The 24,772-nt window shown below is 66.6% G+C and carries 22 protein-coding genes; 9 read left to right on the forward strand and 13 right to left on the reverse strand.

Annotation, left to right across the window (positions count from 1 at the left end; all coding sequences use genetic code 11):
* Positions 1 to 96 precede the first annotated feature (96 nt).
* Entirely contained in the window at positions 97 to 3,144 is a 3,048-nt protein-coding gene (locus NLI89_RS08705; RefSeq protein ID WP_254686683.1) for a TonB-dependent receptor, read from the reverse strand.
* Positions 3,145 to 3,482: 338 nt separating this feature from the next.
* On the opposite strand from NLI89_RS08705, the gene NLI89_RS08710 reads away from it, so the two are divergent.
* Entirely contained in the window at positions 3,483 to 4,703 is a 1,221-nt protein-coding gene (locus NLI89_RS08710) for an MFS transporter (protein ID WP_254686684.1), read from the forward strand.
* Here the strand turns inward: NLI89_RS08710 and NLI89_RS08715 are convergent.
* The 4 genes from NLI89_RS08715 to NLI89_RS08730 form a co-directional block, all read right to left on the reverse strand.
* The gene (locus NLI89_RS08715; protein ID WP_254686685.1) at positions 4,700 to 5,518 is read right to left on the reverse strand and encodes a glycoside hydrolase family 16 protein; all 819 of its coding nucleotides are present in this window, start codon (positions 5,516 to 5,518) and stop codon (positions 4,700 to 4,702) included. The genes NLI89_RS08710 and NLI89_RS08715 overlap by 4 nt on opposite strands.
* Before the next feature lie 231 nt (positions 5,519 to 5,749).
* On the reverse strand, positions 5,750 to 6,421 hold the full coding sequence (locus NLI89_RS08720; protein WP_254686686.1) for a DUF6445 family protein: 672 nt from the start codon (positions 6,419 to 6,421) through the stop codon (positions 5,750 to 5,752).
* A gap of 134 nt (positions 6,422 to 6,555) precedes the next feature.
* Positions 6,556 to 7,020, reverse strand: a complete 465-nt coding sequence (locus NLI89_RS08725) for a hypothetical protein (protein WP_254686687.1) — start codon at positions 7,018 to 7,020, stop codon at positions 6,556 to 6,558.
* A 74-nt stretch (positions 7,021 to 7,094) separates the two neighbouring features.
* Positions 7,095 to 8,267: a zinc-dependent alcohol dehydrogenase gene (locus NLI89_RS08730; RefSeq protein ID WP_254686688.1), complete on the reverse strand. Its 1,173-nt coding sequence runs from the start codon at positions 8,265 to 8,267 to the stop codon at positions 7,095 to 7,097.
* A 610-nt stretch (positions 8,268 to 8,877) separates the two neighbouring features.
* Here NLI89_RS08730 and NLI89_RS08735 point away from each other — a divergent pair.
* Positions 8,878 to 9,435 carry an HAD family hydrolase gene (locus tag NLI89_RS08735; protein ID WP_254686689.1) on the forward strand — a complete coding sequence of 186 codons (558 nt, stop codon included), beginning with the start codon at positions 8,878 to 8,880 and terminating at the stop codon, positions 9,433 to 9,435.
* Positions 9,436 to 9,603: 168 nt separating this feature from the next.
* Here NLI89_RS08735 and NLI89_RS08740 read toward each other — a convergent pair whose 3' ends face one another.
* A complete protein-coding gene (locus NLI89_RS08740; RefSeq protein WP_187503705.1) occupies positions 9,604 to 9,825 on the reverse strand; it encodes a hypothetical protein in 222 nt (73 codons plus the stop codon).
* Positions 9,826 to 9,948: 123 nt separating this feature from the next.
* A complete protein-coding gene (locus NLI89_RS08745; protein ID WP_254686690.1) occupies positions 9,949 to 10,191 on the reverse strand; it encodes a hypothetical protein in 243 nt (80 codons plus the stop codon).
* 193 nt (positions 10,192 to 10,384) lie between these two features.
* Here NLI89_RS08745 and NLI89_RS08750 point away from each other — a divergent pair, with 193 nt between their 5' ends.
* The 3 genes from NLI89_RS08750 to NLI89_RS08760 all read left to right on the forward strand — a co-directional run bounded on the left by NLI89_RS08750 (position 10,385) and on the right by NLI89_RS08760 (position 12,637).
* Positions 10,385 to 11,080, forward strand: coding sequence for a hypothetical protein (locus NLI89_RS08750; RefSeq protein WP_254686691.1), 696 nt, complete (start codon positions 10,385 to 10,387; stop codon positions 11,078 to 11,080).
* Positions 11,081 to 11,204: 124 nt separating this feature from the next.
* Positions 11,205 to 11,630, forward strand: a complete 426-nt coding sequence (locus NLI89_RS08755; RefSeq protein ID WP_254686692.1) for a fasciclin domain-containing protein — start codon at positions 11,205 to 11,207, stop codon at positions 11,628 to 11,630.
* Positions 11,631 to 11,701: 71 nt separating this feature from the next.
* Positions 11,702 to 12,637, forward strand: a complete 936-nt coding sequence (locus NLI89_RS08760; RefSeq protein WP_254686693.1) for an NAD(P)/FAD-dependent oxidoreductase — start codon at positions 11,702 to 11,704, stop codon at positions 12,635 to 12,637.
* A gap of 9 nt (positions 12,638 to 12,646) precedes the next feature.
* Here the strand turns inward: NLI89_RS08760 and NLI89_RS08765 are convergent, their stop codons facing one another.
* The 3 genes from NLI89_RS08765 to NLI89_RS08775 all read right to left on the reverse strand — a co-directional run bounded on the left by NLI89_RS08765 (position 12,647) and on the right by NLI89_RS08775 (position 15,327).
* On the reverse strand, positions 12,647 to 13,564 hold the full coding sequence (locus NLI89_RS08765) for a Brp/Blh family beta-carotene 15,15'-dioxygenase (RefSeq protein ID WP_254686694.1): 918 nt from the start codon (positions 13,562 to 13,564) through the stop codon (positions 12,647 to 12,649).
* A 37-nt stretch (positions 13,565 to 13,601) separates the two neighbouring features.
* Positions 13,602 to 14,369 (reverse strand): bacteriorhodopsin-like, encoded by a 768-nt coding sequence (locus NLI89_RS08770; RefSeq protein WP_254686695.1) that lies wholly within the window; start codon positions 14,367 to 14,369, stop codon positions 13,602 to 13,604.
* 274 nt (positions 14,370 to 14,643) lie between these two features.
* Positions 14,644 to 15,327 carry a PAS domain-containing protein gene (locus NLI89_RS08775; RefSeq protein WP_254686696.1) on the reverse strand — a complete coding sequence of 228 codons (684 nt, stop codon included), beginning with the start codon at positions 15,325 to 15,327 and terminating at the stop codon, positions 14,644 to 14,646.
* A 264-nt stretch (positions 15,328 to 15,591) separates the two neighbouring features.
* Here NLI89_RS08775 and NLI89_RS08780 point away from each other — a divergent pair, with 264 nt between their 5' ends.
* From NLI89_RS08780 to NLI89_RS08795, 4 genes are read left to right on the forward strand one after another with little or no spacing between them, the layout of a single operon-like run.
* Positions 15,592 to 17,361: a tryptophan-rich sensory protein gene (locus NLI89_RS08780; RefSeq protein WP_254686697.1), complete on the forward strand. Its 1,770-nt coding sequence runs from the start codon at positions 15,592 to 15,594 to the stop codon at positions 17,359 to 17,361.
* A complete protein-coding gene (locus NLI89_RS08785; RefSeq protein ID WP_254686698.1) occupies positions 17,358 to 17,717 on the forward strand; it encodes a thiol-disulfide oxidoreductase DCC family protein in 360 nt (119 codons plus the stop codon). Before NLI89_RS08780 ends, NLI89_RS08785 begins: the two co-directional genes overlap by 4 nt.
* Positions 17,714 to 18,208 (forward strand): DUF427 domain-containing protein, encoded by a 495-nt coding sequence (locus NLI89_RS08790; protein ID WP_254686699.1) that lies wholly within the window; start codon positions 17,714 to 17,716, stop codon positions 18,206 to 18,208. The genes NLI89_RS08785 and NLI89_RS08790 overlap by 4 nt, the downstream gene beginning before the upstream one ends.
* The gene (locus NLI89_RS08795; protein WP_254686700.1) at positions 18,202 to 19,692 is read left to right on the forward strand and encodes a deoxyribodipyrimidine photo-lyase; all 1,491 of its coding nucleotides are present in this window, start codon (positions 18,202 to 18,204) and stop codon (positions 19,690 to 19,692) included. The genes NLI89_RS08790 and NLI89_RS08795 overlap by 7 nt, the downstream gene beginning before the upstream one ends.
* A 194-nt stretch (positions 19,693 to 19,886) precedes the next feature.
* Here the strand turns inward: NLI89_RS08795 and NLI89_RS08800 are convergent, their stop codons facing one another.
* From NLI89_RS08800 to NLI89_RS08810, 3 genes are read right to left on the reverse strand one after another with little or no spacing between them, the layout of a single operon-like run.
* On the reverse strand, positions 19,887 to 21,233 hold the full coding sequence (locus NLI89_RS08800; RefSeq protein WP_254686701.1) for an O-antigen ligase family protein: 1,347 nt from the start codon (positions 21,231 to 21,233) through the stop codon (positions 19,887 to 19,889).
* On the reverse strand, positions 21,230 to 22,507 hold the full coding sequence (locus NLI89_RS08805; protein WP_254686702.1) for a tetratricopeptide repeat protein: 1,278 nt from the start codon (positions 22,505 to 22,507) through the stop codon (positions 21,230 to 21,232). The genes NLI89_RS08800 and NLI89_RS08805 overlap by 4 nt, the downstream gene beginning before the upstream one ends.
* Entirely contained in the window at positions 22,494 to 24,770 is a 2,277-nt protein-coding gene (locus tag NLI89_RS08810) for a GumC family protein (protein ID WP_254686703.1), read from the reverse strand. Before NLI89_RS08810 ends, NLI89_RS08805 begins: the two co-directional genes overlap by 14 nt.
* Positions 24,771 to 24,772 lie beyond the last annotated feature (2 nt).

The following is a 24,772-nucleotide window of genomic DNA, read 5'->3' on the forward strand; positions in this document are numbered from 1 at the left end:
CGACTTGCCCTGCCAGCGCCGGCAACGCCACCTTTTCCCGGTCGTTGCGGTCGCTTCAATCCTCCCCCTTGCGGGGGAGGATTCCAAACATCCGCCTCAGAAGGTGAAGCGCATGCCCGCCGAGTAGCGCGCATACCCCGGTTGCGCGAAGGTCACGAAATTGTCCGAGCGGCGATGCCCGCGCCGACCCTGGCCGGTGAGGTTGATCGCCTCGACGAACACCGCCAGCCCCTTCTTCACCTCGGCGCTCGCACTCGCATCGACCTGGCCGTACGCCTCGACATAGGTCGGGTCGAACGCGCCGCCGGCATAGAACTCGCCGCGCCAGTTATACGCGACGCGCGCCTGGATGCCGTTCTTGTCGTAATAGGCGACCGCGTTGGCGCTGTCGCTGAGGCCGGTCAGCGCGAACTGGCCGATGTTGGGATCGATCGTGTTGTCGTATTTCGCGTCGCCGTTGACGATGGTGTAGTTCAGGATGACGCCGAAGCCGGTTTCCCACAGCCGGTGCTGGATCGCGAATTCCCAGCCGTTGATGTTGGCGGTCTGGTCGCTGTTGAACGGCTGGCTCAACTGGAAGTTGAACAGATCGTCCTCGGGCAAGCCGAAGATGTTGCCGTTCAGCAGGCCGGAATCGCTTGTGCCCGTGACCTGCGACGAGGCCGGGAAGTTGCGCAGGATGTAATCGCGCACGCGGAGGTTGTCCGTCGTGCCCAGCGCCGCCACCGCCTGGCGATAGCGCGGGCCCGAGCCTGGGTTGCGCAGGTCGAACGCAGGCGTGTTGATCTGGTTCGTGCCGATGAAGTTCTTCACGTCCTTGTTGAAATAGCCGACCGAGATGTAGCTTTCGGGGCCGTAATACCATTCCGCCGACAGATCGATGTTCTTCGATTTGAAGGGAAGCAGGTTCGGGTTGCCTTGGCTGCCGGTGCCGCCGCCGATGCGCGGGTTGGAGTCGATGTTCAGGCCACCCTGCAGGCTGCCGTAATCCGCGCGCGTGATGGTATGGCTGTACGAGGCGCGCAGCTTGACGTTGCGGAGCGGTTCGATGTCGAAATCGACCGCGGGTAGCCAGTTGTTGTATTTGCCCTTCAGCGAGGTGAACGAATTGGCCCCGTAGGTGAGCGCGAATTCGTTCGCGCCAGTCCAGCGCGTCCCGTTCGGGATGGGCACCAGCGCCGAAGAGTTCACTTGCGTTTCGTCGTAGCGAATGCCGCCGATGATGTGCGCCGGCATGTCGAACACCGAGAATTTTGTGTTGAACTGGATGAAGGGCGAGATCGTCTGTTCGCGGATGCGGCGATCGTTGGTGTAATTGGCGAGGCACGTACCGGGCGCTGCGACACCAGTCTGCGGCGCGCTGCAGATGTTGTACTGCGAGCGCAGCAATTCGGCCATCTGCTCGAAGTTGAAGGTGTAGATCGACGCCGGCAACGCGGGATCGTTCGATCCGGCGACGCCCTTGAACTTGTCGGGCAGGCTGGTGAGGTTGAAGAAATCGTCGGGCACCGCGGCTGCGCCGAACGAGGCACCGCGCGGGTCGATGCCGCCCCAGGTCTCGTTCTGGATGAACCCGTAGGCGGACCGCACCTTGTTGTCGACGTACGAGAAGCCCCAGTCGATGCTGCTCAGGAAATCGCCGTCGTGGTCGTAATGCCCCTTCAACTGGAGCTGGTTGATCTCGTCCTTGAAATACGCGTTGCGGAACGCGTTGCCGGTCGGCGTGATCAGCGACGCGTTCAGCGGGTCGATACCCGGATACATCTGGTACGAAATGATCGGCAGGTCGTTCTCGAAATTGATGCTCTGCGACTGGACGCCGAAGATCGCGCCACCGATCGACGTGCTGCTGCCGTAATCGTTGGTCGGCTTGGAGACCGCGGTCGAGTGATGCGCGTCGAGCGACATCGTGACGTTGCCGGGCGCTTCCCAGGTCAGATTGCCGCCGAGCGACTTGTTCTCGGACTTGTTGGCGCTCAGCGCGCTGCTGTACGACAGGTCCTTGCCGGGCGCGAAATTCTCGGAATAGAAGAGCGGGCCGGCCGAGGGGCCGTCGGTCCAGGCGCTGCGCGTGTCGCCGAAGTTGAACCAGATGCCGACGCTGCTGTCGCGCACCTCGACCTTGTTGCTCGAATAGGTGAAGTCCAGCGTCGCGGTCAGCGTGTCGGTCGGCTTGGCCTGCAACACGAGCTGGCCGTTGATGCGCTCGCGGTCGATGTCGACGATGTTGTAGTTGGCGCTTTGCGGGATTTCATAGACATCGGTCGGGCCAGGGCGATTGGTGATGTTCGCAGCCCCCGGCGTACCCGGCTGCGCGAGCGTACCCCAGTTGTTCTCGGCGCCGAGGAAACCGTCGCGGAAGCCGACGCCCGACGAGTTGTTGCTCGCCTTGCGCCGCTGGTACGAGCCGCTGAACAGGACGCCGATCCGGTCGTCGGCGAAGGTCGTGGACAGGATGCCCGACACTTCCGGCGTGATCGGGTCCTTGCCGTTGCGCGAGGTGTCGAGCACGCCCTTCGCGGCGACGCTGCCGCGGGTGCCCGGCTTGTCGAGCGGGCGCGGGGTGCGGATGTTGATGCTCGAACCGATACCGCCCGACGGCACGGCGGCCCGGCCGGTCTTGTAGACCTCGACCGCGGCGACGCCTTCGGACGCCAGGTTGGCGAAGTCGAACGAGCGCGACGCGGGCGCGCTGGCGCCGTCGCCGAGCGTCGAGGTCGGCATCTGCCGACCGTTGAGCGTGACGAGGTTGTATTCGGGGCCGAAGCCGCGGACGGTGACGGTCGAGCCTTCGCCGTTCGAGCGGTCGATCGACACGCCGGTGATGCGCTGGAGCGACTCGGCGAGGTTGGTGTCGGGGAACTTGCCGATGTCCTCGGACGAAATCGCGTCGACCACGCCCTGGCCGTTGCGCTTGATGTCGATCGCCTCGCGCAGCGAAGCGCGGATGCCGGTCACGACGATGTCGTCGGTGGTCTCGTTCGGATCGGCGGGTGTGGCCTGCGGTGCGATGTCCGAGGGGCCGGGATTGCCGACCGTGGCGGCGGCGTCCTGCGCCATGGCGATACCGGGCAGACCGACGAGCGCCAGTGCCGAAGTGCCGATGATGAAACGCGAAAGCGAGCGAGCTGCGAAGCCACGCATGATAGTCCTCCCCTGTAGACGGCGCTATGCGTTGCGCCTTCCCGTGAACGTTCACTTCGCATTTTGTAACACTGTGTCAAGCAAGGTAGCGCTACACTTGTGAACGTTCTCAAATTTGACTCTCGATAGTGGCTATGACGCAACAGGGGGGCGATCCACGCGGTTGAGGCCGGTCGGGCCTGAGGTGGCGCAAGGCGTGTTTCCCCGCGAAGGCGTAGATCCAGACTGCGCTACCGTCTTTGCGTGAGAACGAGATCCGGTCACGACGATCCATGTGCCCGTCCGAACCAACGGCGGAGCAGTTGCCTGTCCGGCCCGCCGCAGCTTAGGGTTGCGGTATGGCGCGCCCTCCCGTTTCCCGCGATCCAGCGCCCCGCCGCGATCGTCGCTCGACCGCGTTCCTGCTGGTCTTCGCGCTCGCCTATGCCGGCGGGGTCGTCGGCTACCTCCCGCTGCTGACGCTGTTGCTGCCGATCAAGGTCGACGCGGTCGCTGGCGCAGCCCGGTTGGACGTCCTCACCGCGATCGTCGTCGCGGGCGCGGTGGCGGCGAGCGTGTCGAACATCGCGTTCGGATGGCTGAGCGATCGATCGGTCGCGCGGGGTGGAGGACGCCGGGGATGGCTGGCCGGTGGGGTCGTCGCCACGGCACTGTCCTACGCGGCGATGACGACGGCCGCGACGCCCCGCGCGCTGATCCTCGCGGTCGTCGCGTTCCAGGTCGCGGTGAACGCGGTGCTGGCGCCACTGCTCGCGATCATGGCCGACGAAGTGCCCGATGCGCAAAAGGGCGTGGCCGGCGGATTGCTCGCGATGGCCTGTCCGGCCGCGTCCGCACTGGCGGCGATGCTGATGGCGACGGCGTCGCTGGACGACGCGGCGCGCCTGTCGATCGTGCCGCTCGTGATGGCCTGTGGCATCGTGCCGTTATTGCTGACCAGGTCGCGGCCGGTGGCGCGGATCGAGCCGACCTCGCCCGTGAAGGCCATGCTCCGCCGAGATCTCGCGCTCGCCTGGAGCGCCCGGCTGTTCGTCCAGGTCGCGGGCAGCGCGCTGTTCGTCTATCTCTTCTATTATCTCGAAAGCGTCGCGCCGACACTGGCGGCTGGCACGATCGCGGCGCGGATGGGGACGGTGATGCTCGTCGCCTACACGCTGCCGCTGCCGATCGCGGTGCTGGTCGGCCGGTTCGCGGATCGGTCCGGGCGGACCAAGCCGTTGCTGTTCGCGGCCACGATCGTCGCGGCGGCCGGGCTGGTCGGGATGGCCGTCGCGGACGACTTCGAGGGCGGGGCGGTCGCGTTCTGCCTCTACACGACGGGTGCGTCGGTGTTCCTGGCGCTGCACGCGTCGTTCGCGATGCAGCTGCTGCCGAATCCCCTGCACCGGGGGCGCGACCTGGGGCTGCTGAACCTGACCAACACGCTGCCCGGGCTGCTCGGGCCGACGCTCACCTGGGCGCTGGCGACGCCGACCGATTTCGATGCGGTCATGCTGGTACTCGCCGCCCTGACCCTGTGCGGCGGAGGGACGATCCTCGCGGCGCGCGGTCGGCGTTAGCGCGGCTGCCAGTACCGGACGTAATCGACCGTCATGCGCTGTGGGAACGCGGCATCGTCGATCCCCTTCTGGCCGCCCCAATCGCCGCCCACCGCGAGGTTGAGGATCAGGTCGTAGGGGCGCGTGAACGGCCACGCCGCCTTGCCGCCGGGCTGGTCGTTCGCGACACGCATGATCGCGCGGCCATCGACGCCGATGGTGATCGTGTCGGCGCGCCAGTCGAGCTGATAGCGATGATACGCGGTGCACGCTGTCGCGATCTTCGTCTGGGCGCCGCGCTGCGTGCCCTTGACGTGGTTGAAGGCACCGCTGTGCAGCGTCGCGTGGACGGTGCCGGCGTCCCAGCCGACCATCTCCATGATGTCGATCTCGCCCTCGTCCGGCCACTTGCCGCCCGACGGGAGCAGCCAGATCGCCGGCCAGCTGCCCCGTCCGCACGGTAGTTTCGCGCGGACCTCGTAAAAGCCGTAGCCGCGAGGCTTGCGAGAGACGAGCTTGGCCGAGGTATACGCCTGGCCGCCCCAGTCGGCGAACCGCGTCTTGGTGAGTTTCTCGCGCCGCGCCTCGATCACCAGCGCGCCATCCTCGATCCGCGCGTTCTCGGCGCGGTCCTTCGCGTAGTATTGGCGTTCGTTATTGTACCAGCCCGCGGCGTTGCGCGACACGTCGTAGCGCCATTTGGTCTGGTCGATCGCCTTGCCGTCGAACTCGTCGGCAAAGCTTGGCTTCCCCTTCGGCGCAGGCATGGGCGCATCGACGCTGTAGTTGGTTGCGCCCAATGTTGCGGCTTGCGCGGCGAGTATCAGCAGGATCATCGCAGGGCTCCTAGATCCAGGGGAATGGCGTCAGCGTCTCGCGAACGAGCGGCGGCATCGATATTATCGACCAACGGCAATGCTGGTTCCGCCAAGGCCCTCGTCAAAACCAGCAGCATATGGTTCAAGGTAATCCTCCCCGATAGTCGCTCCGGAGTCGTCGCCGCGTCGTGCAAACCCGATCCGATAGCGCCACCGGATTAGGCCACGCACACACTTACCTCAACCGCCTCATTCGATCGCGAGGAACGCGGTGACGGTCAGTCGCCCAACGGCCGGATCCGGCGAGAGTAAGGCATCGGGCGTGATCGCGCCGCTGTGCAGGACGTAGCTGCGATACAGCAATGCGCGGTTATATTCCGCGTCGATCACCGCAGTGCGTTCGAACAGGGCGGTATCGTCCGCGATGTACCCCTCGGGCGGTATCGCCTCGACCTCGCTGCCGAGGCGCGAGAAAAACGCCGGCGCGCGCGTCTCGTCAATCGTCTCGAACCCTGTGCCGCGATGCCGGAAGAACGCGGTGCCGTCGCGATGCGTAGGCGACAGATAATGGATCAACGCAATTCGATCGCGGCCATAGGCGTCGACATGCGGCACGCGTTGTCGGATATCGAGCGATTCAGGCGCAATCGTGACGATGGAGAATTGCGCGTCAACGACTCGGATACGGCGACACGGTCCAAAGTCGCGGCCCAGGGCGCGCGCGACGAGGGGAAGCTGATCGCGCAGGTACGCATCGGGAAGATCCGCGCGGACACCCGGATAATGTTGCCCCGCGGATGCAAAGACAGCTTCAGCCGCCGCCCTGCGCAATACCTCGGGTTCGCGGGAGAAGCCGTCGATGACGACGAGCGGTTCCGCCTCGCTGCCGATGCGCGCTCGGGTGACGCTGTGCAGGATCAAAATCGGTCTCCGCCCATGCCGAACCGATGCCATGGAGCGGAAGCAAAGTCTTCACCGGACTGCCAAGTGAACTCGTCTTTGTGCGCCGGGCGACATACTCGGGCTAACGTAAAAGAGTGAATTCGGCCGGAACGTCAGCCCGAGCCGGGATGCTTCTGCTCGTCCTCGTAGGTGTCGTCGGTGCCGACCTTGCCACCTGCCTCGGCTTCGGCGATGCCCGAGGTCTCGACGACATCGATCGAGCCGCCATCCCCTGCGAGGCCGCGCGAGGTACGATCCGCATCGGGGTCGGCGGCGATCGTCGATCCCGGATCGCCGTCCGATCCAGCGACGCCGTTGGGCGTGCTGCCGCCGTCTTCGCCGGCCTGACCGCCACCGTGATAGGCGATGTCGCTCTGGCCGCCATGCGCCATGAACCCGGTGTTCGTCGCGGCCTTGCCTGCGTGCGGATTGGGATAGGCGCCGCCGCCGCTCTCTCCACCGGCAGACCGGCCGTGCACGTCGCCGCCGCCCTTGCCTGCGGGTGATGCGCCGACACCATCGGGGGCGCCCTTGGTATCGGGATTGCCGCTTACCGGCATCGGGACCTTGTCGCTCATGGCGTATTCCTCACCGTATCGAGGGGGGGCAGGTGAGGGACGAACCGCCACGCGCGTTTCGTCCCCCAGGTGGGTCAAGGCCGCAGCACGACCTTGATGACGCCGTCCTGCTTGTCGCGGAACTTCTGGTACATCTCGGGCGCATCCTCGAGGCTGGCCGGGTGCGTGACCACGAAGCTCGGGTCGATATCGCCCGCCTCGATCCGCGCGAGCAGCGGCTTGGTATAGGCCTGGACGTGCGTCTGGCCGGTCTTGATCGTCAGCCCCTTGTTCATCATCGCGCCGATCGGGATCTTGTCGCCCATCCCGACATAGACGCCCGGGATCGACACCGTGCCGCCCATCCGGCAGCTCATGATCGCCTCGCGCAGGACATGCACGCGGTCGGTCGCGAGGAACGTCGCAGCCTTCACCTTGTCGATCACCGCGTCGACGGCGCCGTGGCCCGAGGCCTCTGCGCCCACCGCATCGATGCAGCTGTCTGGGCCGCGGCCCTTGGTGCGAAACTGAAGTTCGTCATAGACGCTGTCGACTTCGGCGAAGTTGATCGTCTCCGCGCCGCCGGCCTCGGCCATCGCGAGGCGCTCGGGCACTTCGTCGATCGCGATCACGCGACCGGCGCCAAGCATCAGCGCGGAGCGGATCGCGAACTGCCCGACCGGGCCGCAGCCCCAGATCGCGACCGTGTCGCCCTCTTCGATGTTGGCGTTCTCGGCGGCCATATAGCCCGTCGGGAAGATGTCAGAGAGGAACAGCGCCTGGTCGTCGGTGACGTTGTCGGGCACCTTGATCGGCCCGATATCGGCCATCGGCACGCGCAGATACTCGGCCTGGCCACCGCAATAGCCGCCCAGCATGTGGCTGAACCCGAACAGGCCGGCGGGCGAATGGCCCATCGCCTTGATCGCCATCTCGGCGTTCGGATTGGTCCGCTCGCACGCCGAGAACAGTCCCTTGCGACAGAAGAAACAGTCGCCGCAGCTGATCGTGAACGGCACGACGACGCGGTCACCGATCTTCAGGTTGGTGACTTCGGAGCCGAGCGCGACCACGACGCCCATATTCTCGTGACCGAGGATGTCGCCCGCCTGCATCGTCGGCTGATACCCGTCGAGCAAATGCAAGTCCGAGCCGCAGATCGCGCAGGCCGAGACCTTGATGATTGCATCGCGGGGGTGCTTGATTTCGGGGTCGGCAACAGTGTCGACGCGGACGTCGCCTTTGCCATGCCAAACGAGTGCGCGCATGAGGGTCTCCTTAAAAGGTAAACTGAAAATAGTATCGATGATACGGCACTGTGCGACTGATCGCGCAAGTCGAGTAACCAGTGGTCCGTGAAATAAGGTGCTCGGTAACTAGAAAGATAAAATAATATCTATCAAAATATTATCACTATGAGTCCAGTGCGATTTATATAGTTCGATATAGACCTGAAAATCCGCAGTCAGATACGCGGCATTACTGAAAGCTCGGCCCGTTCTCTCGGATCGTTGAATTCCATAGCGATCGAAGGGCTGACATCGTTCCTTGATGATCTATTTAGCCGCCCAGTTTTTCACTGATCACGATCAAGATTTGTATATTGATCGACGATATCGATCGCGATTCTCACAAATTCTCGATCAGGAGCTCGCAAGATATTGATATTGATCATGACGATTTACGTTCCGATAAGCCGTTTGATCGTAAAGACTTAGAGACGGTGCGCCATACGATTGCAGAGGCGGGGGCACTATACGGGACCGAACCGGATCTTTGGCCGTTTCAACTTGTCGCAACCGCTGCCGTCCAGCAGGCGCCGATCACGGCCGCCTGGACGGGCAGCGCCATCCGCTCAGGCAAATTTGGAGCCCACCGATGCAGATCAACGCCATTCTCTTCGATATCGACGGCACGCTGGTCGATACCAACGACATGCACGTCCTCGCCTGGGAGGAAGCGTTCGCGGGCGTCGGTGCGACGTTCGATCGACAGGTCATCCACGACCAGATCGGCAAGGGCACCGACATGCTCGTTCCGACCCTGCTGCCCGATGCCGACGAGGATCAACAGGACGCGCTCGGCGAACGGCATGGCGAAATCTTCAAGGCGAAGTACCTGGATACGGCCAAGCCCTTCGCGCAGGCGCACGCATTGTTGGCGCACGCGCACGGATTGGGACAGCAGGTCGTGCTGGCGTCATCGGCGTCGGAAGCGGAACTCGAGCAGTATATCGACCTGCTCGGCGCGCGCGACCTGATCGCCGCGACCACCAGCAGCGACGACGTCGAGAACACCAAGCCCGCGCCCGACATTTTCGCTACCGCACTGAAGAAACTGCCGGGGATCGAGCCGGGCAGCGTCATCGTCGTCGGCGATACGCCCTATGACATCGAGGCGGCGGCCAAATGCGGGATCGCCGCGGTCGCGGTCTGATCGGGCAAGTTCAAGGACGCGCAACTGCAATCGGCGGGCGCCGTCGCGATCTACGACGACGTGGCGGCGTTGCTCGCCGGCTATGCCACGTCGCCATTGGGACGCTGAAAGCGCCGACAAGCCTGAGCTAGTGGCGGACCAGACCGACGTACGACCGCCCGATATAGGTCAGCCGGGAATGCCCCAATTGGCTTCCTCGTTGGCGGCTGCGGCGGTGCGGACGAGATGCTGGACATAGTTCTGGAACACCGGAACCGTGAACGTGACCAGGGTCGGCTCGCCCTGTGGCTCCTTGAACGTCAGCACGACGAAGCGCTGGCCGTCCTCGTCGAGGATCAGTCCGGCTTCCATCGCTCCGGGGCCGCTGGGCGTGATGACTGTCGCTACCATGATGCATTCTCGCTGTGCCGGGTTCCAGCGTGGCCTTAACGGCGCACGTTCCGGTGTCCAGGTCCGGCCGAGGTTCGACGCGCAGTTTGGCGACTACGCGCATCACCACCGGTGCCGGCGCCGCTATCGCCGGCCTGCGGCGGCGGTCTCGTCCGTATGGCGCAGGTCGCGAATTTCCTCCCAGGTGATCGGCCGGTCGCGGCCGGCGCATTTGATGATCAGGTTCGCGGCTTCGGCGTCGTCATAGTCGTCGAACGCCCGAACCATGTCCGCCAACGATCCGCTGGCGACGGGCTCATGCGCGTCCTCGTCGTTCGCCGCCTCCTCGCGCCAGACCTTGGCGGGCATGTTCCACATGGTCTTCAACACAGTCACTTACTCCGGGCCCCCGGTGTGTGGCGTTCGTGGCCCGCGGCTCGTCATGCGTCCAGAGGATCGGCAGCCCGGATGCGCCCGTCATACTCGGCAATGCGACGAGCCGCGCCAACGGGGGCGAACCTAGCGATGGCACCGTGCCAGCCATCGGACGTTGATGGCCGTGACGTGAGAGGATCATCGTGTGCGCGGTCTCGATTTCAGTTCCTGGCAGAATCTGCTCGTCACGGTGCTCGGGCTGGTGCTCGTCACGTTGCTGGGAGTCGGCATCCGCCTGCTGACGCAGATGACCTTCCAACAGCGTCGCGAGCGCATGAACCGGCAGATCAACGAGCGCCTGCGCACGCTCATCGCGGCCTACAGGACGCTGGGCGGCTCGTTCACCGGTGATCTCTCCGTCGACCCTGCGCACAAGCGCGACCTCAGGCGGCGTGGCCTGGACGAAACCGCGACCGAACCGATGGCCGCCCTCGATCTCACCGCGGAAAGCGCGTCGCGGTCGGATCGTACGCGCCGCATTCGCGATGCGGTCGAGGCGGCGCTGTCGGACATCATCCTGCTGGGAACTGAGGACCATGTCCGCCTTGCAGACCGCGCCGTCCGCGAACTCGTCGCCGGGCACCCGGTCCACACGCATGACCTGGTCGTTTCGCTGAGGGCGTTCATCCGCGAGGCGCTCGATCTCGATCCCATCCCGGCCGACCTCGCCATCCCCATGCAGGGCCCGACGCGTCCGGCCGGCGCCGGCGGGGGCAGGGGCGGTGCCAAGGAGGACGGCAGCAAGGGTGGCGGCGGCGGCGGCATGGGCGGGGGCGGCATGGGCGGTGACATCGGCACCGGCGCGGAGGGCCCTCTCCAGGATCCGCGCCACCTGGCCTGACACGACGGCCCCACGCGGGTGTCGGCGAGGCCATACGACCCAAAGGTCATATCGCGCGGCCACGGGCTTGATGGGAAGGACGCGCGCCGGACACCGGCATCAGCCTCCGATTTCAGGATAGACCATGACCGATACCAAGCATGACATCGTCGACACCGCGGTTGCCGCGGGATCGTTCACGACACTGGTCGCCGCCGTCGGCGCGGCGGGCCTCGCCGATACCTTGAAGGGCGAGGGTCCGTTCACCGTCTTCGCGCCCACCGACGCGGCGTTCGCGGCGCTGCCGGCCGGCACCGTCGACGACCTCGTCAAGCCGGAGAACAAGGAGAAGCTGACGGCGATCCTGCTCCTCCACGTCCTCCCGGGCGCGGTCATGGCCGACGATGTGAGCGGCAAGGTGCTCGATCCCGCCACCGCCGGCGGTTCGACCGTGCATGTCGACGGCACCGACGGCGTCACCGTCAACGGCGCACGCGTGATCTCCGCCGACATCGCCTGCACCAACGGCGTGATCCACGCGATCGACGCGGTCCTGCTACCAACCGGTTGATCGCCCAGCGTAATTGATATGTACTCGATACCGGGGCTTGATCGTCCCGGTATCGTTGTTCGGAGACATGCGTGAAGGTTGCGATCGTGGGTGCGGGTATCGCGGGATTGTCCTGTGCGGTGCGTCTCCAGCAGGATGGCTGCGCGGTGACGCTGTTCGACAAGGGCCGTGGTGCCGGTGGTCGCATGGCGACGCGGCGCTCCGACACCCCCGCCGGCGAGACAGCCTTCGATCATGGCGCGCAATATCTGACGATGCGCGACCCGGACTTCATCGCCGCGATGCACGCGTGGAAGTCGGCCGGAGTCGTCGCGCCCTGGCCCGCCGCGGGCCCCGATGCATGGGTCGGCACGCCCGGCATGAACGCCATCGTCAAGCATCTCGCCGCGCAAACCGACGTGCGCTGGAATTCTCGCGTCACCGACGTCCGCAGGACGGCCGAGGGCTGGGCGGTCGACCCGGATACGACGGGCGCGTTGTTCGACACCGTCGTCATCGCAACGCCCGCGGAGCAGGCCGCGCCGTTGCTGGCACCGCACGACCCGGCGATGGCGAGCGAAGCGTTAGGCTGTCGGTCGGCACCCTGCTGGACGGCGATGTTCGCCTTCGACGCGCCGCTGACGATTTCGCACGACGTCCTCAAGGATGCCGGGATCATCGGCTGGGCGGCGCGGAACAGCGCCAAGCCGGGGCGCAAGGGCCCGGAATCCTGGGTCGTCCAGGCAACGCCGGACTGGTCGAACGAACATCTGGAACAGTCCGTCGATATCGTGGTCGATCGGTTGCAGGCGGCGCTGGCCGAGCACGCCGTGGGAGTACTACCCACCCCGATACTACGCACCGCCCATCGTTGGCGCTACGCAAAGACGGCAGGGCTCGATCTCGAGTCGCTCTGGAACGCCGGCGAGCAGATCGGCGCGGCAGGCGACTGGCTGCTGGCCCCGCGGATCGAAAGCGCCTGGCTATCCGGCCGACACCTTGCCGAGCAGATTCTTGCCCACTCCTGACGGCGTACGTCAGGTCGGGCAAAGTTCGCAATCGCCCCGCGCCAGTCGCCGCTCGATCCATTTCGAAAACGCGAGATGCGGCACCGCGACGGTCGCGAGCAACTGGAACGCCTGCGCGGTCAGGTCGGCGGGCAGGGACCGTCCAAGGCTGGTCGCGAACACGACCCAGGCGCCGATCGCCGCCACCGACAAGGCCGCCCCCGTCGCCAGCCACCGCCGCTGCGAGACCCCGCCCAGCGTGATCCGCGCATCGGCCAGATGACGCGGCGAGTGCAGGAACACGAAGAACAGCGCGAATCCGGCCACCGGCGGCGCGATGACCAGGCCTAAAATCGCAACCGCCGTTGCCGCTGCCCATTCGCGCGCACCGTTCCGCCAGGCGTCGCTGATGCCGACGATCGTGACCAGCAGCGCGACCGGCGCGACCGCGATCAGCGACCGCGCGACCGTCTCGCCGCCGGGCCCGCCGACCATCGCAACAAACAGCCGCGCGACCTCGGTAGGGTGCCCGATTGCGGGCGCAGCGATGATCGCGGTCCCGGCCGCGACCTTGAGCAAAGGCTCGTCGATCATCGTCCAGTCCTCGCCGAAATGGACAGAGGCGACCGCGACGAACAGGACCAGCGCGACCAGCGGGCTCACCACCCACATCACGGCCATCGCGACCGCGATCCCGACATAGCCACCGACCGCAAGCGCAAGGCCGTGCCGTCCGAGGCGACCTGTGCGCGCCAGCAACGCGATGTCGTAGGCACCATGCGGCATGCCCCCGCCGATGAAGACGATCGTCGCGATCAGCGTCGCGATGGGGCCATCGAGCGACAGCCCCGCCGCCATCGCGGTCGCGAGGTACGCGGCAGCCAGCCAGAAGCCGGGATGCACGAAGCCGCCGCGCCCCGAGGGGACGCGGCGGTCTGAGCTCGTCACGGCAATCGATGCCGCGACCCGAGCGGGAGCGTCGGTATCAATGATTGTGGACGGCGACGCCATGCGCCTCGACCTGCGACTTGCGGACGGAGATCATGTAGATCAGCACGCCGACGCCGGCCTTCGCTACGATGTCCGCGATCGTGTAGCCGAGCTGGATGACGGTCGTCGCGGTCGCACCGCTGATCCCGGCATAGGGCGCCATGTAGACGATCGGGTAGAAGCCCCACGACGCGAAGGTCAGCAGGCGGGCCTTGCGGACCAGGTCGCGCGCGACGGCCGGCTGCTGCTCGATCGAGTCGCCGAGCCCGCGGAACAATTCCCAGACGATGTAGATGAACGGGATCGCCGACAACGTACCCCAGAGGGCGCGGGTCGGGATGTCGGTCGCGATCTCGCCCGGATAGCCCAGCACGATCATCAACGCCGCGGCCGAACCCAGCCGGACGGTCTTCGACGAGGTCTGCTCGGGCGACAGGCGCATCACCAGCACCAGCTCGATCAGCAGAAGCGGCACGGTCAGCAGCCAGTCGACGTAACGATAAGCGTCGTTGAACGCGAACCCGGTGCCCGAGATGATCCCGTCCTTGAGCGAATAGGTCTCGTTCCAGCTCTCGAAGATCCGCAGGTAGTGATAGGCGGCGATCGCGGTCACCAGCCCCGAGATGGTGACGGCAGTACGATATGCCGGCGCGACTTGGGATCGGCACAGCCACAGGAAGGCGGTCGTCGCGGCCATCGTCGCGAACGTGAATGAAAACGCGTTATATACCAGCGAGAACTGGAACGGGGTTATGCTGTCCATGAAGGTCTCCATCACCTTGCTGTGCCGCGCCCGCTACGCTGGCGAACCGGCCTTGTTGCGGGAGAGCGAGGGCCGACGGAGTGATCGGTTTCGGTCCACCCGGGGATGGCGCCACAGCGACTTGAAAGGGTAACGGAGGGAATTCCACCCGAGCCGCGGAACCGATGGCTAATACGGTCCGAGACCCAGCCGCTGTGACGACCAAGGACTGGATACGCCTGGGTGGGGCAGGGGGCGATACGGACCTTGGCCCATATGCGGCGTCCGATATGGCTTAGAGCCCGGCCTCGACCGCGAGCCGGATCAGGTCCGCGGTGGTCGTCAGGCCAAGCCGGTCCATCAGGATCGCGCGGTGCATCTTCACCGTCTTCTCGGCCAGCCCGAGTTCGGCGGCGATCTGCTTGTTGAGCAGGCCCTGCGCGACGAACTTGAGCACCTGGCCCTGGCGCGGCGACAGCGCCTTGACCATCTCCGCCGCGCGGATGCGTCGCATGCTGGTCGGCGGCGCGGCGTTGGTATCGATCTCGACCTGCGAGCCGAGGAAATACAGCAGCCGGTCTTCCTCGTCGTACAGCGGCGCGACCAGCACGGCGTTGCGGAACGGCTGTCCATTGCGTTTGTAGTTGAGGATCTCGACCAGCACCGGCTTGTGCTCGCGCACGCCGCGGCGAATCTCTTCGGACAGCCAGGGCTCGGTCGCCGGCCCCGACAGAAACCGACAATTGCGTCCGATCACCTCGTCCGCGGGATAACCGGTCAGGTCGCAGAACGGCTGGTTGCACGCCACGATCGGGTTGTCGGGCAGGCGGGGGTCGCTGATCACCGACGGGATCGGGCTGTCGGTGACGAGCCGCACGAGCCGCTGGTTCGACCGCGCATCGGCGCTATCGGTCGAGACGATGGCCGCCGAAATGCCGGCGGTCGAATCGCTGGCAGCCGAAATGGTGTCGATGCTCATCTCCCCTCGATCTCCCAGGCTCTGGGCCCCACGGTTCTTGGACGCTTTGCTCCACTGTTCCGTGAACGATACCATGGTTCCGTACCACATCCCTAAAACCATGATCGCAGGCGGCAGCAAAAATCAATCGGGTCGCATTGCGGGCCGAGCAAGCGCATTGCGCAACGCGAACGCTGATCCAATCTCTGCACCACCTCGCCTCGGCACGAAGGCAGGCGACTTAACATCGGCTCGCCCGTTGTGCGGTGCAGAGGAGAGCGTTTCATGGCCCGCCATATCCTGATCACCGGTGCCAGCGTCGCCGGCAATACCGCGGCGTGGTGGCTGGGTCGCGCCGGGTTCGACGTGACGGTGGTCGAGCGCGCGCCGGCGTTCCGCGAGGGCGGCCAGAACATCGACGTCCGCGGATCGGGGCGCGAAGTTCTGCGGCGGATGGGACTGGAGCAGGCGGCGCTGGACCACGGCACCGGCGAGGAGGGCACGGCGTGGGTGGATGCCGATAACCGGATCGCCGCGCAGTTCCTGGTCACCGATTCCGCCACCGAAGGCATGACTGCGGAGATGGAGATCCTGCGCGGTGATCTCTCCCGCCTGCTCTACGAACCTGCATCGCAGCATGCGACCTATCGTTTCGGCGACAGCGTGACGGCGATCGAGCAGACCGAGACGGCGGCCTCGGTCACCTTCGCCAGCGGCCGCACGGCGCGCTACGACGCGGTAATCGTCGCCGAGGGCGTCGGCTCCGCGACGCGCGCGCACGTCTTCCCGAACGAGAACGACCCGCGCTGGATGGACCTGACCATCGCCTATTTCACGGTTCCCCGTACGCCCGACGACGATCGGCTCTGGCGGTGGTACAACGCGACCGAGGGCCGCAGCGTGTCGTTGCGCCCCGATCGGCACGGCACGACGCGCGCCATGTTGTCCGTCCAGCAACCGCCACAGGGCGAGCAGGACTGGAGCATCGCTGACCAGAAGGCATGGCTCCGCGCGCAGTTCGCCAATGCAGGGTGGAAATCGCAGCGCGTGCTCGACGGCATGGACACGACCGACGACTTCTACTTCGACGTGCTGCGACAGGTGCGGATGAAATGCTGGTCGAAGGGCAGGGTGGTCCTGACCGGCGACGCGGCCTGGTGCGCCACGCCGATCGCCGGAATCGGCACCGCGCTGGCGGTCACCGGCGCCTATGTCCTCGCCGCCGAGTTGGCGCGGACCGACGACATCGCCGCCGCCTTCGCTGCCTATGAGCAGGCGATGCGCCCGATGGTCGAGGACGCGCAGGGCGTGCCCAAGATCGCGCCGAAGATGATGAACCCGCAGACCCGCACGGGCATCCGCCTCCTGCACACGGCGCTGGACGTCGCGAGCAAACCCGCCGTTCGCAGCGTCACCGGCAAAATATTCGGCGGCCGCTCGAAAGCCCCCGACCTCTCCCGCTACAAGGACGTAATCATGGCGCACGACGCTGACATGACGCATTTGGGCTCGCCGCTCCCCGCCGAGACGCCCCCTCCGACCGGGCTTTCGCCATTGCTGGCGCTGGGAGCAGTCGGTCTCGTGCTCGGCGCGAGCGCGCTCGTCGGCCGACGCAATGCACCCGATCCGTCGCATCCGCGCATTCGCCGCTGGTATCGCCGGCTCGACAAACCGGAGTTCACGCCGCCCGACGCCGCGTTCGGCGCGGTCTGGCCGGTATTGGAGACGGGGCTCGCGGTCGGCGGCTATCGGCTGTTGCGGCAGCCATCGGGCCCGGCGCGCAATACCGCGGTCGGGCTATGGCTGCTGAACACCGCGATGGTCGGCGGCTGGACCCAGCTGTTCTTCCGCGAGAAGAAGCTGGGCGCGAGCGCGGTGGCGTCGGCCGCGATGGTCGCCTCCAGCGCCGCCTATGTCGCGACCGCCGCCAAGGTCGACAAGCCGGCTGCCGCGACCGGCGTGCCGTTCGTGGCGTGGCTCGGCTTCGCGACGCTGCTCGCCGAACGCATCTGGCGCGATAATCCGGCCGACAAGATGCGAGGTCCCAAGACATGAGCCGCGTGACCGTCTGGCATGACGGCAACTGCCCCCTGTGCCGACGCGAGATCGCGATCATGCGACGGCTGGACCGGCGTGGCAGAATCGATTTCATCGACGCGACGGGCGCAGAATCCTGCCCGATCGACCGCACCGACCTGCTCGCCCGCTTTCACGCGATGGAGGATGGGCGCCTTCTGTCTGGCGCCGCGGCGTTCGCCGCGATGTGGCGCGCGATCCCGCTGCTGCGGCCGTTCGGGCTGCTCGCGCGGCACAAGCCTGTGATCGACCTGATGGAACACGCATATCTGCGCTTCCTGAAAGTCCGTCCGCGCCTGCAACGCTGGTTCGGCAGGCAGGAGGTCCGACCATGAGGCCGCGGCCCGATCCGGTAGCCCCCGGCCAGGAAAGCGTCTGGCAATATCCGCGCCCGGCTGTCGCGCAGCCGAGCGACCGGCATATCCGCATCACCCATGCCGGCATCGTCGTCGCCGACACGCGCGCCGCCGTGCGGACGATCGAAACGAGCCACCCGCCCAGCTGGTACATTCCCCCGGACGCGATCGCACCCGGCCTGCTCCGTCCCTCGCCACGTCGGTCGTTCTGCGAATGGAAGGGCGAGGCGCGCTATTGGCATGTCGAGATCGGCGGACAGGTCTTCAACGACGTCGCGTGGAGCTATCCCAATCCGACGCCCGCGTTCGCGATCCTGCGCGATCACGTCGCCTTCTACGCGGCCCCGTTCGATCTGTGCACGGTCGACGGCGAGCGCGTCCGCCCACAGCCGGGTGGCTTTTACGGCGGATGGATCACGTCCGACCTCGCCGGCCCATTCAAGGGCATACCGGGCAGCATGGGATGGTGACCGCCATGCTGCCACCCGGCCTGTCCGACTGGCGTGAGGCGCCGCGCGTCCGCGTCATGAACAACAGGCAGCTCGCCTCGGACGGACGATACGTCCTGTGCTGGCTCCAGCAGGCGTTGCGCGCGCGGGACAATCCGGTGATCGATGCCGCCGTCCGGCTCGGCAATGCGCTCGGCGTGCCGGTGCTCGTCTATCACGGCGTGCGCGAGGATTATCCTTACGCCTCGGACCGGCTGCATCAGTTCATCCTCGGTGCGAGCCGCGACCTCGGCATCGGCTGCCGCGAGCGCGGGCTTGCCTGCGTCCAGCACGTCGATCGTGAAGGCCACCGTGAGAAGGGCCTCGTCTACCGTCTGGGTGCCGACGCCGCGGCGCTCGTCGTGGAGGATCAGCCGACCTTCGTCGCGCGCTGGCAGGTCGATCGCGTCGCGGCGCGGATCGCCGTGCCCGTCTATGCGGTCAACGCGGCGTGCCTGGTTCCGCCCGCCGTGCTCGGCGAAAATGTCGGCAGCCGGTCGGCGTTTCTGCGGCGCCACGAACCGGCGCGTGCGGACTGGACGGACTCCCAGGACGAAACGACCGACCTCATTCCCTTCGACGGTGCGCTGCCGTTCACGCCCGATCGTCTAGACGAGATCGACCTGGATGCGCTGGTCGCCGGGCTGACCATCGACCACAGCCTCCCGGTGAGCCCGGCCTTTCCCGCAGGTCGCGCCGCCGCCGAAGCCCGCCTGCTCCGTCTGGCGCAGGAGGTGCTGCCGACCTACGCCACCGCCCGCAACGACGCGATGCGCCCGGAAGGCGCCAGCGGCCTCTCCGCCTACCTCCATTTCGGCGTCCTCGGTCCGCGCGAGGTCATGCAGGCCGTGAACACCGCCTCAGCCGGCGCCAAACACACGACCAAATTCGCCGATGAGCTGCTAGGCTGGCGCGAATGGTTTCATTATCAGGCTCGCGCGCTGAAGGCACCCGAGACCTATGATCGCGTGGCAGCTTGGGCACGTAACACACTGGCAGACCACGCGAACGATCCAAGACCGGACGCAGAAGATTTGTCGGCATTGCTGCGGGGCGAGACCCGTGACGAGACCTGGAACGCCTGCCAACGCCAGTTCGTCCGGTTCGGCTGGATGCACAACAACCTGCGGATGTACTGGGCCAAACGCCTGATCGCCATGACGCCCGATCCCGAGACGGCATGGGCGACCGCCTGCTATCTGAACGACCGGCTGAGCCTCGATGGTCGTGATCCGTCCACCTACGGCAACATCGCCGCGATGTTCGGCGGCGCGCCCGGCGATCGCGATCGTCCCGTCTATGGCCGTGTCGCCACCCGCAGCGACGGCTCCACCCGAAGCCGCGATGGCGGTGCAGAATGGCTCGCCAAGGCGGCATCGAGACCAGTGCCCGAGATCACGATACCGGCCGACCTGCCACGCGACCGGTATCTTGCGAATCCGACCCGGGGTGTTGCGAATGGCTAGCGATCCGCGCCAACGCGGTGGCCCTACTTCTTCCTTGTTCTCCCGCGGAGGCGGGAGTCCAGTCTTGAAACCCGCCTTCGCGGAGAAACATGTTTTGCGCGAGGCGATTTCGGATCGATCGCGATCGCGATCGCGATCGCGACCGCGAATGGCAGGATGGCAATTCGTTCTCGGCGCTGCCCGCCTGCATATCTCTACAAGCTGAGATGACGGGCTGTGGAGGCCTCCCGGCTCCGCCGAATGTAGGGGCGGGCGCCGGCCATTAGACCGAGGCAGGCCGCGAAGACAGCCGACAGGGCGGCGGTGCGCAACGGATAATCGACCAGGCTGTGCAGCATGATCGTGGCCGTCGCGATCGCCGCGGCTTGCGCGAACGGGTCGTGGATGTCCGCCCGCCAGATCGCACGGACACGAGCGATCCACCACGCCAGGAACAAAGCGGCGAAGGCGATACCCGCTGCCCCCGTCTCCAGCAGCAGTTCGAGCCAGTCGTTATGCGCGTGGTTCATGAAGGTCGTGCCCACGGACGCAAGCGGCTCCTGCATATGATAGACCTGTTGGAAACTGCCGGTCCCCGAGCCGACCGGGAAATAGGTTCGCGCCGCCTGAAACGTCAGCGCGAACGAGGTCTGGCGCGACAAGGCGACATTGGTTCTCTGCTCGCCGAACAAATTGTTGCCGAACGGGCCGACGGCGATCGTGACCATCGCTGCGAGCGACACCAGCACGGTCGCGGCCACCAGGGCGCGGCGGATAACCGGGCCGGTGCGCCCGAACACGAGCCAGCTACCCAGCGCCACCGGTACGCCGAGGCCGATCCCGGCGAGCGACGCATTGATCGCCAGCCCGACCAGGATGACGACATATGCTGCGCCCACCAGCAGGCCGATCGCGGACGCGCTACGCAACGATCCGCGGCGCTGGACCAGTGTCTGCTGGAGCGCAGCGAGGAACGGGATGCATGTCAGCAAAAGCGTCGCATTGTGGTTGGCATTGGCGAAAAACCCGACCGCGACACCGTGATTGGTGATCCGGTAGAGATAGGCGCCAGGTCCGCCGACCACCTGAAGCGCGCCGATCGCGATAGAGGCAAGCGTGACGATGACGATCGCGATGGCGATGCTCCGCGCGCGGAATGCACCGAGCACGACCACGCCCAATAGAACTGCGAAGGCCGGCAATAGCCACAGGACGCTCGATACCGCGGCGTCTGGCGCGAGCGTCAGCGGCAGCCACGGCAAAGCGATCTCGAGCAGGCGATACCCGTCCGCAACCGCGGTACGTCCCGGAAGCCGTGTCCAGACCTGGGGGGGCAGTGGTATCAACTGGACCAGCGCGATCGCCACGAACAGCGCCAGCAAGCCGAGCAGCGCTCGTCCGTGCCGCGGCGGATATCCCCGCCCCATTCGCCACAGCGCCCAGCCGATCAAAGCCAGGCTGGCGATCTGGAGCAGCAGATTGGCGACGAACCCCGCCGCGCTTGCCCCGCCCATCGTCAGGCAGGCGAGCACATAGAGCGGGACGACGGCTTGGCGGTTCACGACGCGGCCGGTGCTGTCGCCGGTGACGCGGCCGGTGACGCGGCCCGCAGGTCCAAGTCGCGCAGGGTGACACTCAGCGGGACCGGGAACGCCCCCGCCTCGCCGCGCAACGTCAGCATCTGAACGGGGCAGCCGTCGGGGACGACGATGTCGGCGGCGATCCGCCTGGGTCTGGCCGCGGCGATCACGGCGACGTTCATCAACGCGGGCTTGTCCGGATCGAACGTGCCGGCCCCACAGGCGAGCGCCCAGAACAGCTTTGCGGTGGCAGCGGTGGTACCCGGATCGACGTTGACGGAAAAACGGTAGGGCCCAGGTGGCAATACGAGCAGCTGGCTCGCCAGGACTCCCGTGTCTCGGCCATAATATTCGACCGCGAGACTGCCCCCCCTCGAATCGGCCGCGCCGAGGCTTCCGGCGACAAGCGTCCAGTCGAAGGGAGGCGCCGTCCTGCCCGTGCCAAAGCCTGCATCGGTCACGAGCGCCGCGGCCTGTGCCGGCGGCACGGCGTAGATATGCTGCCACGCCGAGCGCGCCGCCGCATAGCGGCCACGTCGGACCAGGCGCGCTATGAGGACCGGGCCCCAGCTCTCCACAATGCGCCCCTCCAATGCCGCGGCCGGGCTCGCCAGCGCGAAGATCGCGGCCGGCGCGGTATCGGCGGCGGCCAGGGCCTTCAGCACCGCGCGTTCGAGGATTGGGTCGCTCCACAGCGTGCGGCGGACGGCATCGCGCGTTTCCGGGGCCATGGCCATCTGTGCCATCGCCGCGGCGATTGGCGCCTGCGCCGCACCGAGCAACCGCGCGAGGACGGAGAATTGCATCGCCGCATCGCCATACCGCCCGGCGCGCAGGTAACGGTCGAGCAGCAGCAGGTGGATCAGCCGTTGCCGTGGATCCCGCCGTTCGCCGGCTTCCAGTGTCGCCACGGCCTCGTCCGGCGCACCCTCGAGCAGTTGCTGATGGCCGAGGATCAGGAACGGCCGGGCATCCAGCGGCGCGGCGATCGCCGCCCGTCGCACCGCATCCAGTGTCGCCGCATCGAGCAGGCCGTGCCGCCTCACGAGAAGATCGGTCGCTCTGGCCAGCACGACCTGCGGATCGTGCGGCGCGATCTGGGCGATGACCGACGCCGACGGCGGCACAGTCCGCACCATCGCCGATCGAAACGATAGCCAGCCGATCGCCGCCCCCGCCGCCAGCAACAGGACCGCGGCCATCACGTCGCGCACCGCGCCCGGACCGCGCCGAGCCGCGCTCTTACACCCCGTCATGAAGCGTCAGCAGGATCCGGCGTGTCTTGTCGTTGCCGTCCGAGACGTAGCGATACTGGTCCTTGCGACCGTGTCCGTACCCATATCGATACCCGTATCCATAGGATGTCTGCGGCTGATATCGCGTCAGGATGGCACCGACCATGCGTGCGCCCGCGGTTCTCAGCCGGTTCTGCGCCTCCAGTGCCGCACGCGTCCGGGTGCGCCCCGCCTCGATGACCATCAACGTCGCCAGCGCGGTCGAGGACAGGAGCGGTGAATCGGCGAGCCCCAGGATCGGCGGCCCGTCGATCACGACCACGTCGAACCTGGCCGATGCGTCGGTCAGCAGCGATGCGAAGCGCGGCGACGCGATCAGCTCGGGCGGGCTCGGCGGGATCGTCCCGGACGGCATGACCCACAGCCCCTCGATGTCGGTATGCAGGATATGCTCGCCGAGCGACCCGGTGTTGGTCAGGATATGCGACAGCCCGATATTCTCGCGTCCGGTGACGAAGGCCGGGCGGCGCATGTCCGCATCGATCAGCAGCACCGACTTGCCGAGCCGCGTGAAGCTGTAGGCGAGCGCCCAGGCCGAGGTCGACTTGCCCTCCGCCGGGCGCGTGCTGGTGACGAGCAGCGTCCTTGGCGCGCCGCCCTCGCTGACGAACTGCAACGCCGACGCGGTCGACAGATAGGCTTCGGCGACCGACGACAGCGTGTCGCGCAGTTCGTCGATCGGCTTGGCGGTCTTCGCGGTCGGGATCCCGCCGAGAAAGGGTAGGTGCAGCGTGTCGCGGACGTCGTCGGGCGACTTGATCGTGTCGTTGATGAACTCCAGCGCGATCGCCGTTATCAGGCCGAGGACCAGACCCAACACCGCCCCGACCAGCAGGTTCGCGTACAGCCTCGGCGAAAACGCACCGCCCGGCACCAGTCCGCGATCGATCACCGACGCGACCGCGGTGCCGATCCCGCCGGCCACGCCGATCTCCTTGTAGCGCTGCAACAGCGCATCGTAGAGCGTGCGGTTGGTATCCACGTCGCGGCGCAGGATATTATACTGGATGAGACGGCCGCGCTGCTCCAGCACCGATCCGCTGAGCCCGGCGACCTGCGCGCGAAGCCGGTCCTCCTCCGCGCGCGCCGCCTGGAAATCCTGCCGCAGCGTCCCGAGCCGGTCGGCATTCGCAGTGCGCGTCTCGGCGATCACCGACGCCCGCAGCGCCTCGATCCGTGCCTTCAGCGCGATCATCTCGGGATAATCGGGCCGGAAGCCCTGCAGCTTCTGCTGATATTCCCCGTCGAGCGCGGCGATCTGCGCGCGCAACGGCGCCGCGTTGACGCTGCTCTCGGTCGTGGCGCCGCCCAGGGCTGCCTCGCGATAGCGTTGCTCGGCCGCGATCCGCCGTGCCTGCGTCGTTGCCAGCGCGGTGTTGAGCGCGATCAGCGAACTGCCGGTCAGCGAATTGGTGTCGCCGCCATCCTCGCTGCTGCCCGTGCTGATCAGCCGCTGCGCCTGCGCATAGGCGGTCAGCCGTCGCTCCGACCGTTCGAGATCACGGCGCGTGGTGGCGATCTGGCGCTGCAGGAAATCGCGCGCATAGGACGACGATTGATAGCGCCGCTCCAGATTGGTGGCGATATACGCGTCGGCGACTCCGTTGACGATCTTCGCCGCGATCTGCGGGTCGCGCGCGACGAACGACACGCTGACGATCATGCTCAGCGGTTGCAGGCGCACCTGCGTTCCACCTTGCACGAAGCCGGCCGCGGAGGCGGTGTTGGCGGTCCGGTCGCTCCCCAGGCCGACGATCGCTGTATCCGCCGCCAGGTTCAGGTTCTGCGCCACGCGCTCCGCCAGGGCCCTGCTGCCGAGCAGGCCGAGTTGCGTGCCGATGAAGTTGATGTCGCTGCGCGCCGCATTCTGCCGACCGCCCTTGGTGCCTTCGTCCGCGAGGATCTCGACTTCAGGCGGGTTGAGCTCGAGCGTGGTGACAGCGCGATATTGCAGCGGCGACAGCAACGTCGTCAGCGTCGCGGTTGCTAGGCCGATTCCGATCGCCGCGAGGATCAGCCAGCGCCACTCGATCGCGATCCGCCACAGCACCGGCAGCGACAGTTCGCGCGTGTCGCTCGCCGCACCGCTGGAACTCCCGGGGCTGCCAGCACCGGCCTCAAGCGGGAACGCGCCGAGATCGCGGTGCGGCGCCGGTTGGCCTCCGCGAACGGTCAGTCTGGTCGGCCCCGCCGAGGCCGATTGTGCGACGGGGAGGGGCCCCATGG

Source organism: Sphingomonas faeni, assembly GCF_024273235.1.
GTDB lineage: Bacteria > Pseudomonadota > Alphaproteobacteria > Sphingomonadales > Sphingomonadaceae > Sphingomonas > Sphingomonas faeni_A.

Excerpts from the sequence above, each read along its gene's own strand:
- NLI89_RS08730 (WP_254686688.1), bottom strand. The coding sequence starts at position 8,267 with ATGCGCGCACTCGTTTGGCATGGCAAAGGCGACGTCCGCGTCGACACT.
- NLI89_RS08770 (WP_254686695.1), bottom strand. The coding sequence starts at position 14,369 with ATGGACAGCATAACCCCGTTCCAGTTCTCGCTGGTATATAACGCGTTT.
- NLI89_RS08795 (WP_254686700.1), top strand. The coding sequence starts at position 18,202 with ATGGTGACCGCCATGCTGCCACCCGGCCTGTCCGACTGGCGTGAGGCG.
- NLI89_RS08805 (WP_254686702.1), bottom strand. The coding sequence starts at position 22,507 with ATGACGGGGTGTAAGAGCGCGGCTCGGCGCGGTCCGGGCGCGGTGCGC.
- NLI89_RS08740 (WP_187503705.1), bottom strand. The coding sequence starts at position 9,825 with ATGGTAGCGACAGTCATCACGCCCAGCGGCCCCGGAGCGATGGAAGCC.
- NLI89_RS08735 (WP_254686689.1), top strand. The coding sequence starts at position 8,878 with ATGCAGATCAACGCCATTCTCTTCGATATCGACGGCACGCTGGTCGAT.
- NLI89_RS08775 (WP_254686696.1), bottom strand. The coding sequence starts at position 15,327 with ATGAGCATCGACACCATTTCGGCTGCCAGCGATTCGACCGCCGGCATT.
- NLI89_RS08790 (WP_254686699.1), top strand. The coding sequence starts at position 17,714 with ATGAGGCCGCGGCCCGATCCGGTAGCCCCCGGCCAGGAAAGCGTCTGG.
- NLI89_RS08725 (WP_254686687.1), bottom strand. The coding sequence starts at position 7,020 with ATGAGCGACAAGGTCCCGATGCCGGTAAGCGGCAATCCCGATACCAAG.
- NLI89_RS08810 (WP_254686703.1), bottom strand. The coding sequence starts at position 24,770 with ATGGGGCCCCTCCCCGTCGCACAATCGGCCTCGGCGGGGCCGACCAGA.
- NLI89_RS08785 (WP_254686698.1), top strand. The coding sequence starts at position 17,358 with ATGAGCCGCGTGACCGTCTGGCATGACGGCAACTGCCCCCTGTGCCGA.
- NLI89_RS08705 (WP_254686683.1), bottom strand. The coding sequence starts at position 3,144 with ATGCGTGGCTTCGCAGCTCGCTCGCTTTCGCGTTTCATCATCGGCACT.
- NLI89_RS08755 (WP_254686692.1), top strand. The coding sequence starts at position 11,205 with ATGACCGATACCAAGCATGACATCGTCGACACCGCGGTTGCCGCGGGA.
- NLI89_RS08710 (WP_254686684.1), top strand. The coding sequence starts at position 3,483 with ATGGCGCGCCCTCCCGTTTCCCGCGATCCAGCGCCCCGCCGCGATCGT.
- NLI89_RS08715 (WP_254686685.1), bottom strand. The coding sequence starts at position 5,518 with ATGATCCTGCTGATACTCGCCGCGCAAGCCGCAACATTGGGCGCAACC.
- NLI89_RS08780 (WP_254686697.1), top strand. The coding sequence starts at position 15,592 with ATGGCCCGCCATATCCTGATCACCGGTGCCAGCGTCGCCGGCAATACC.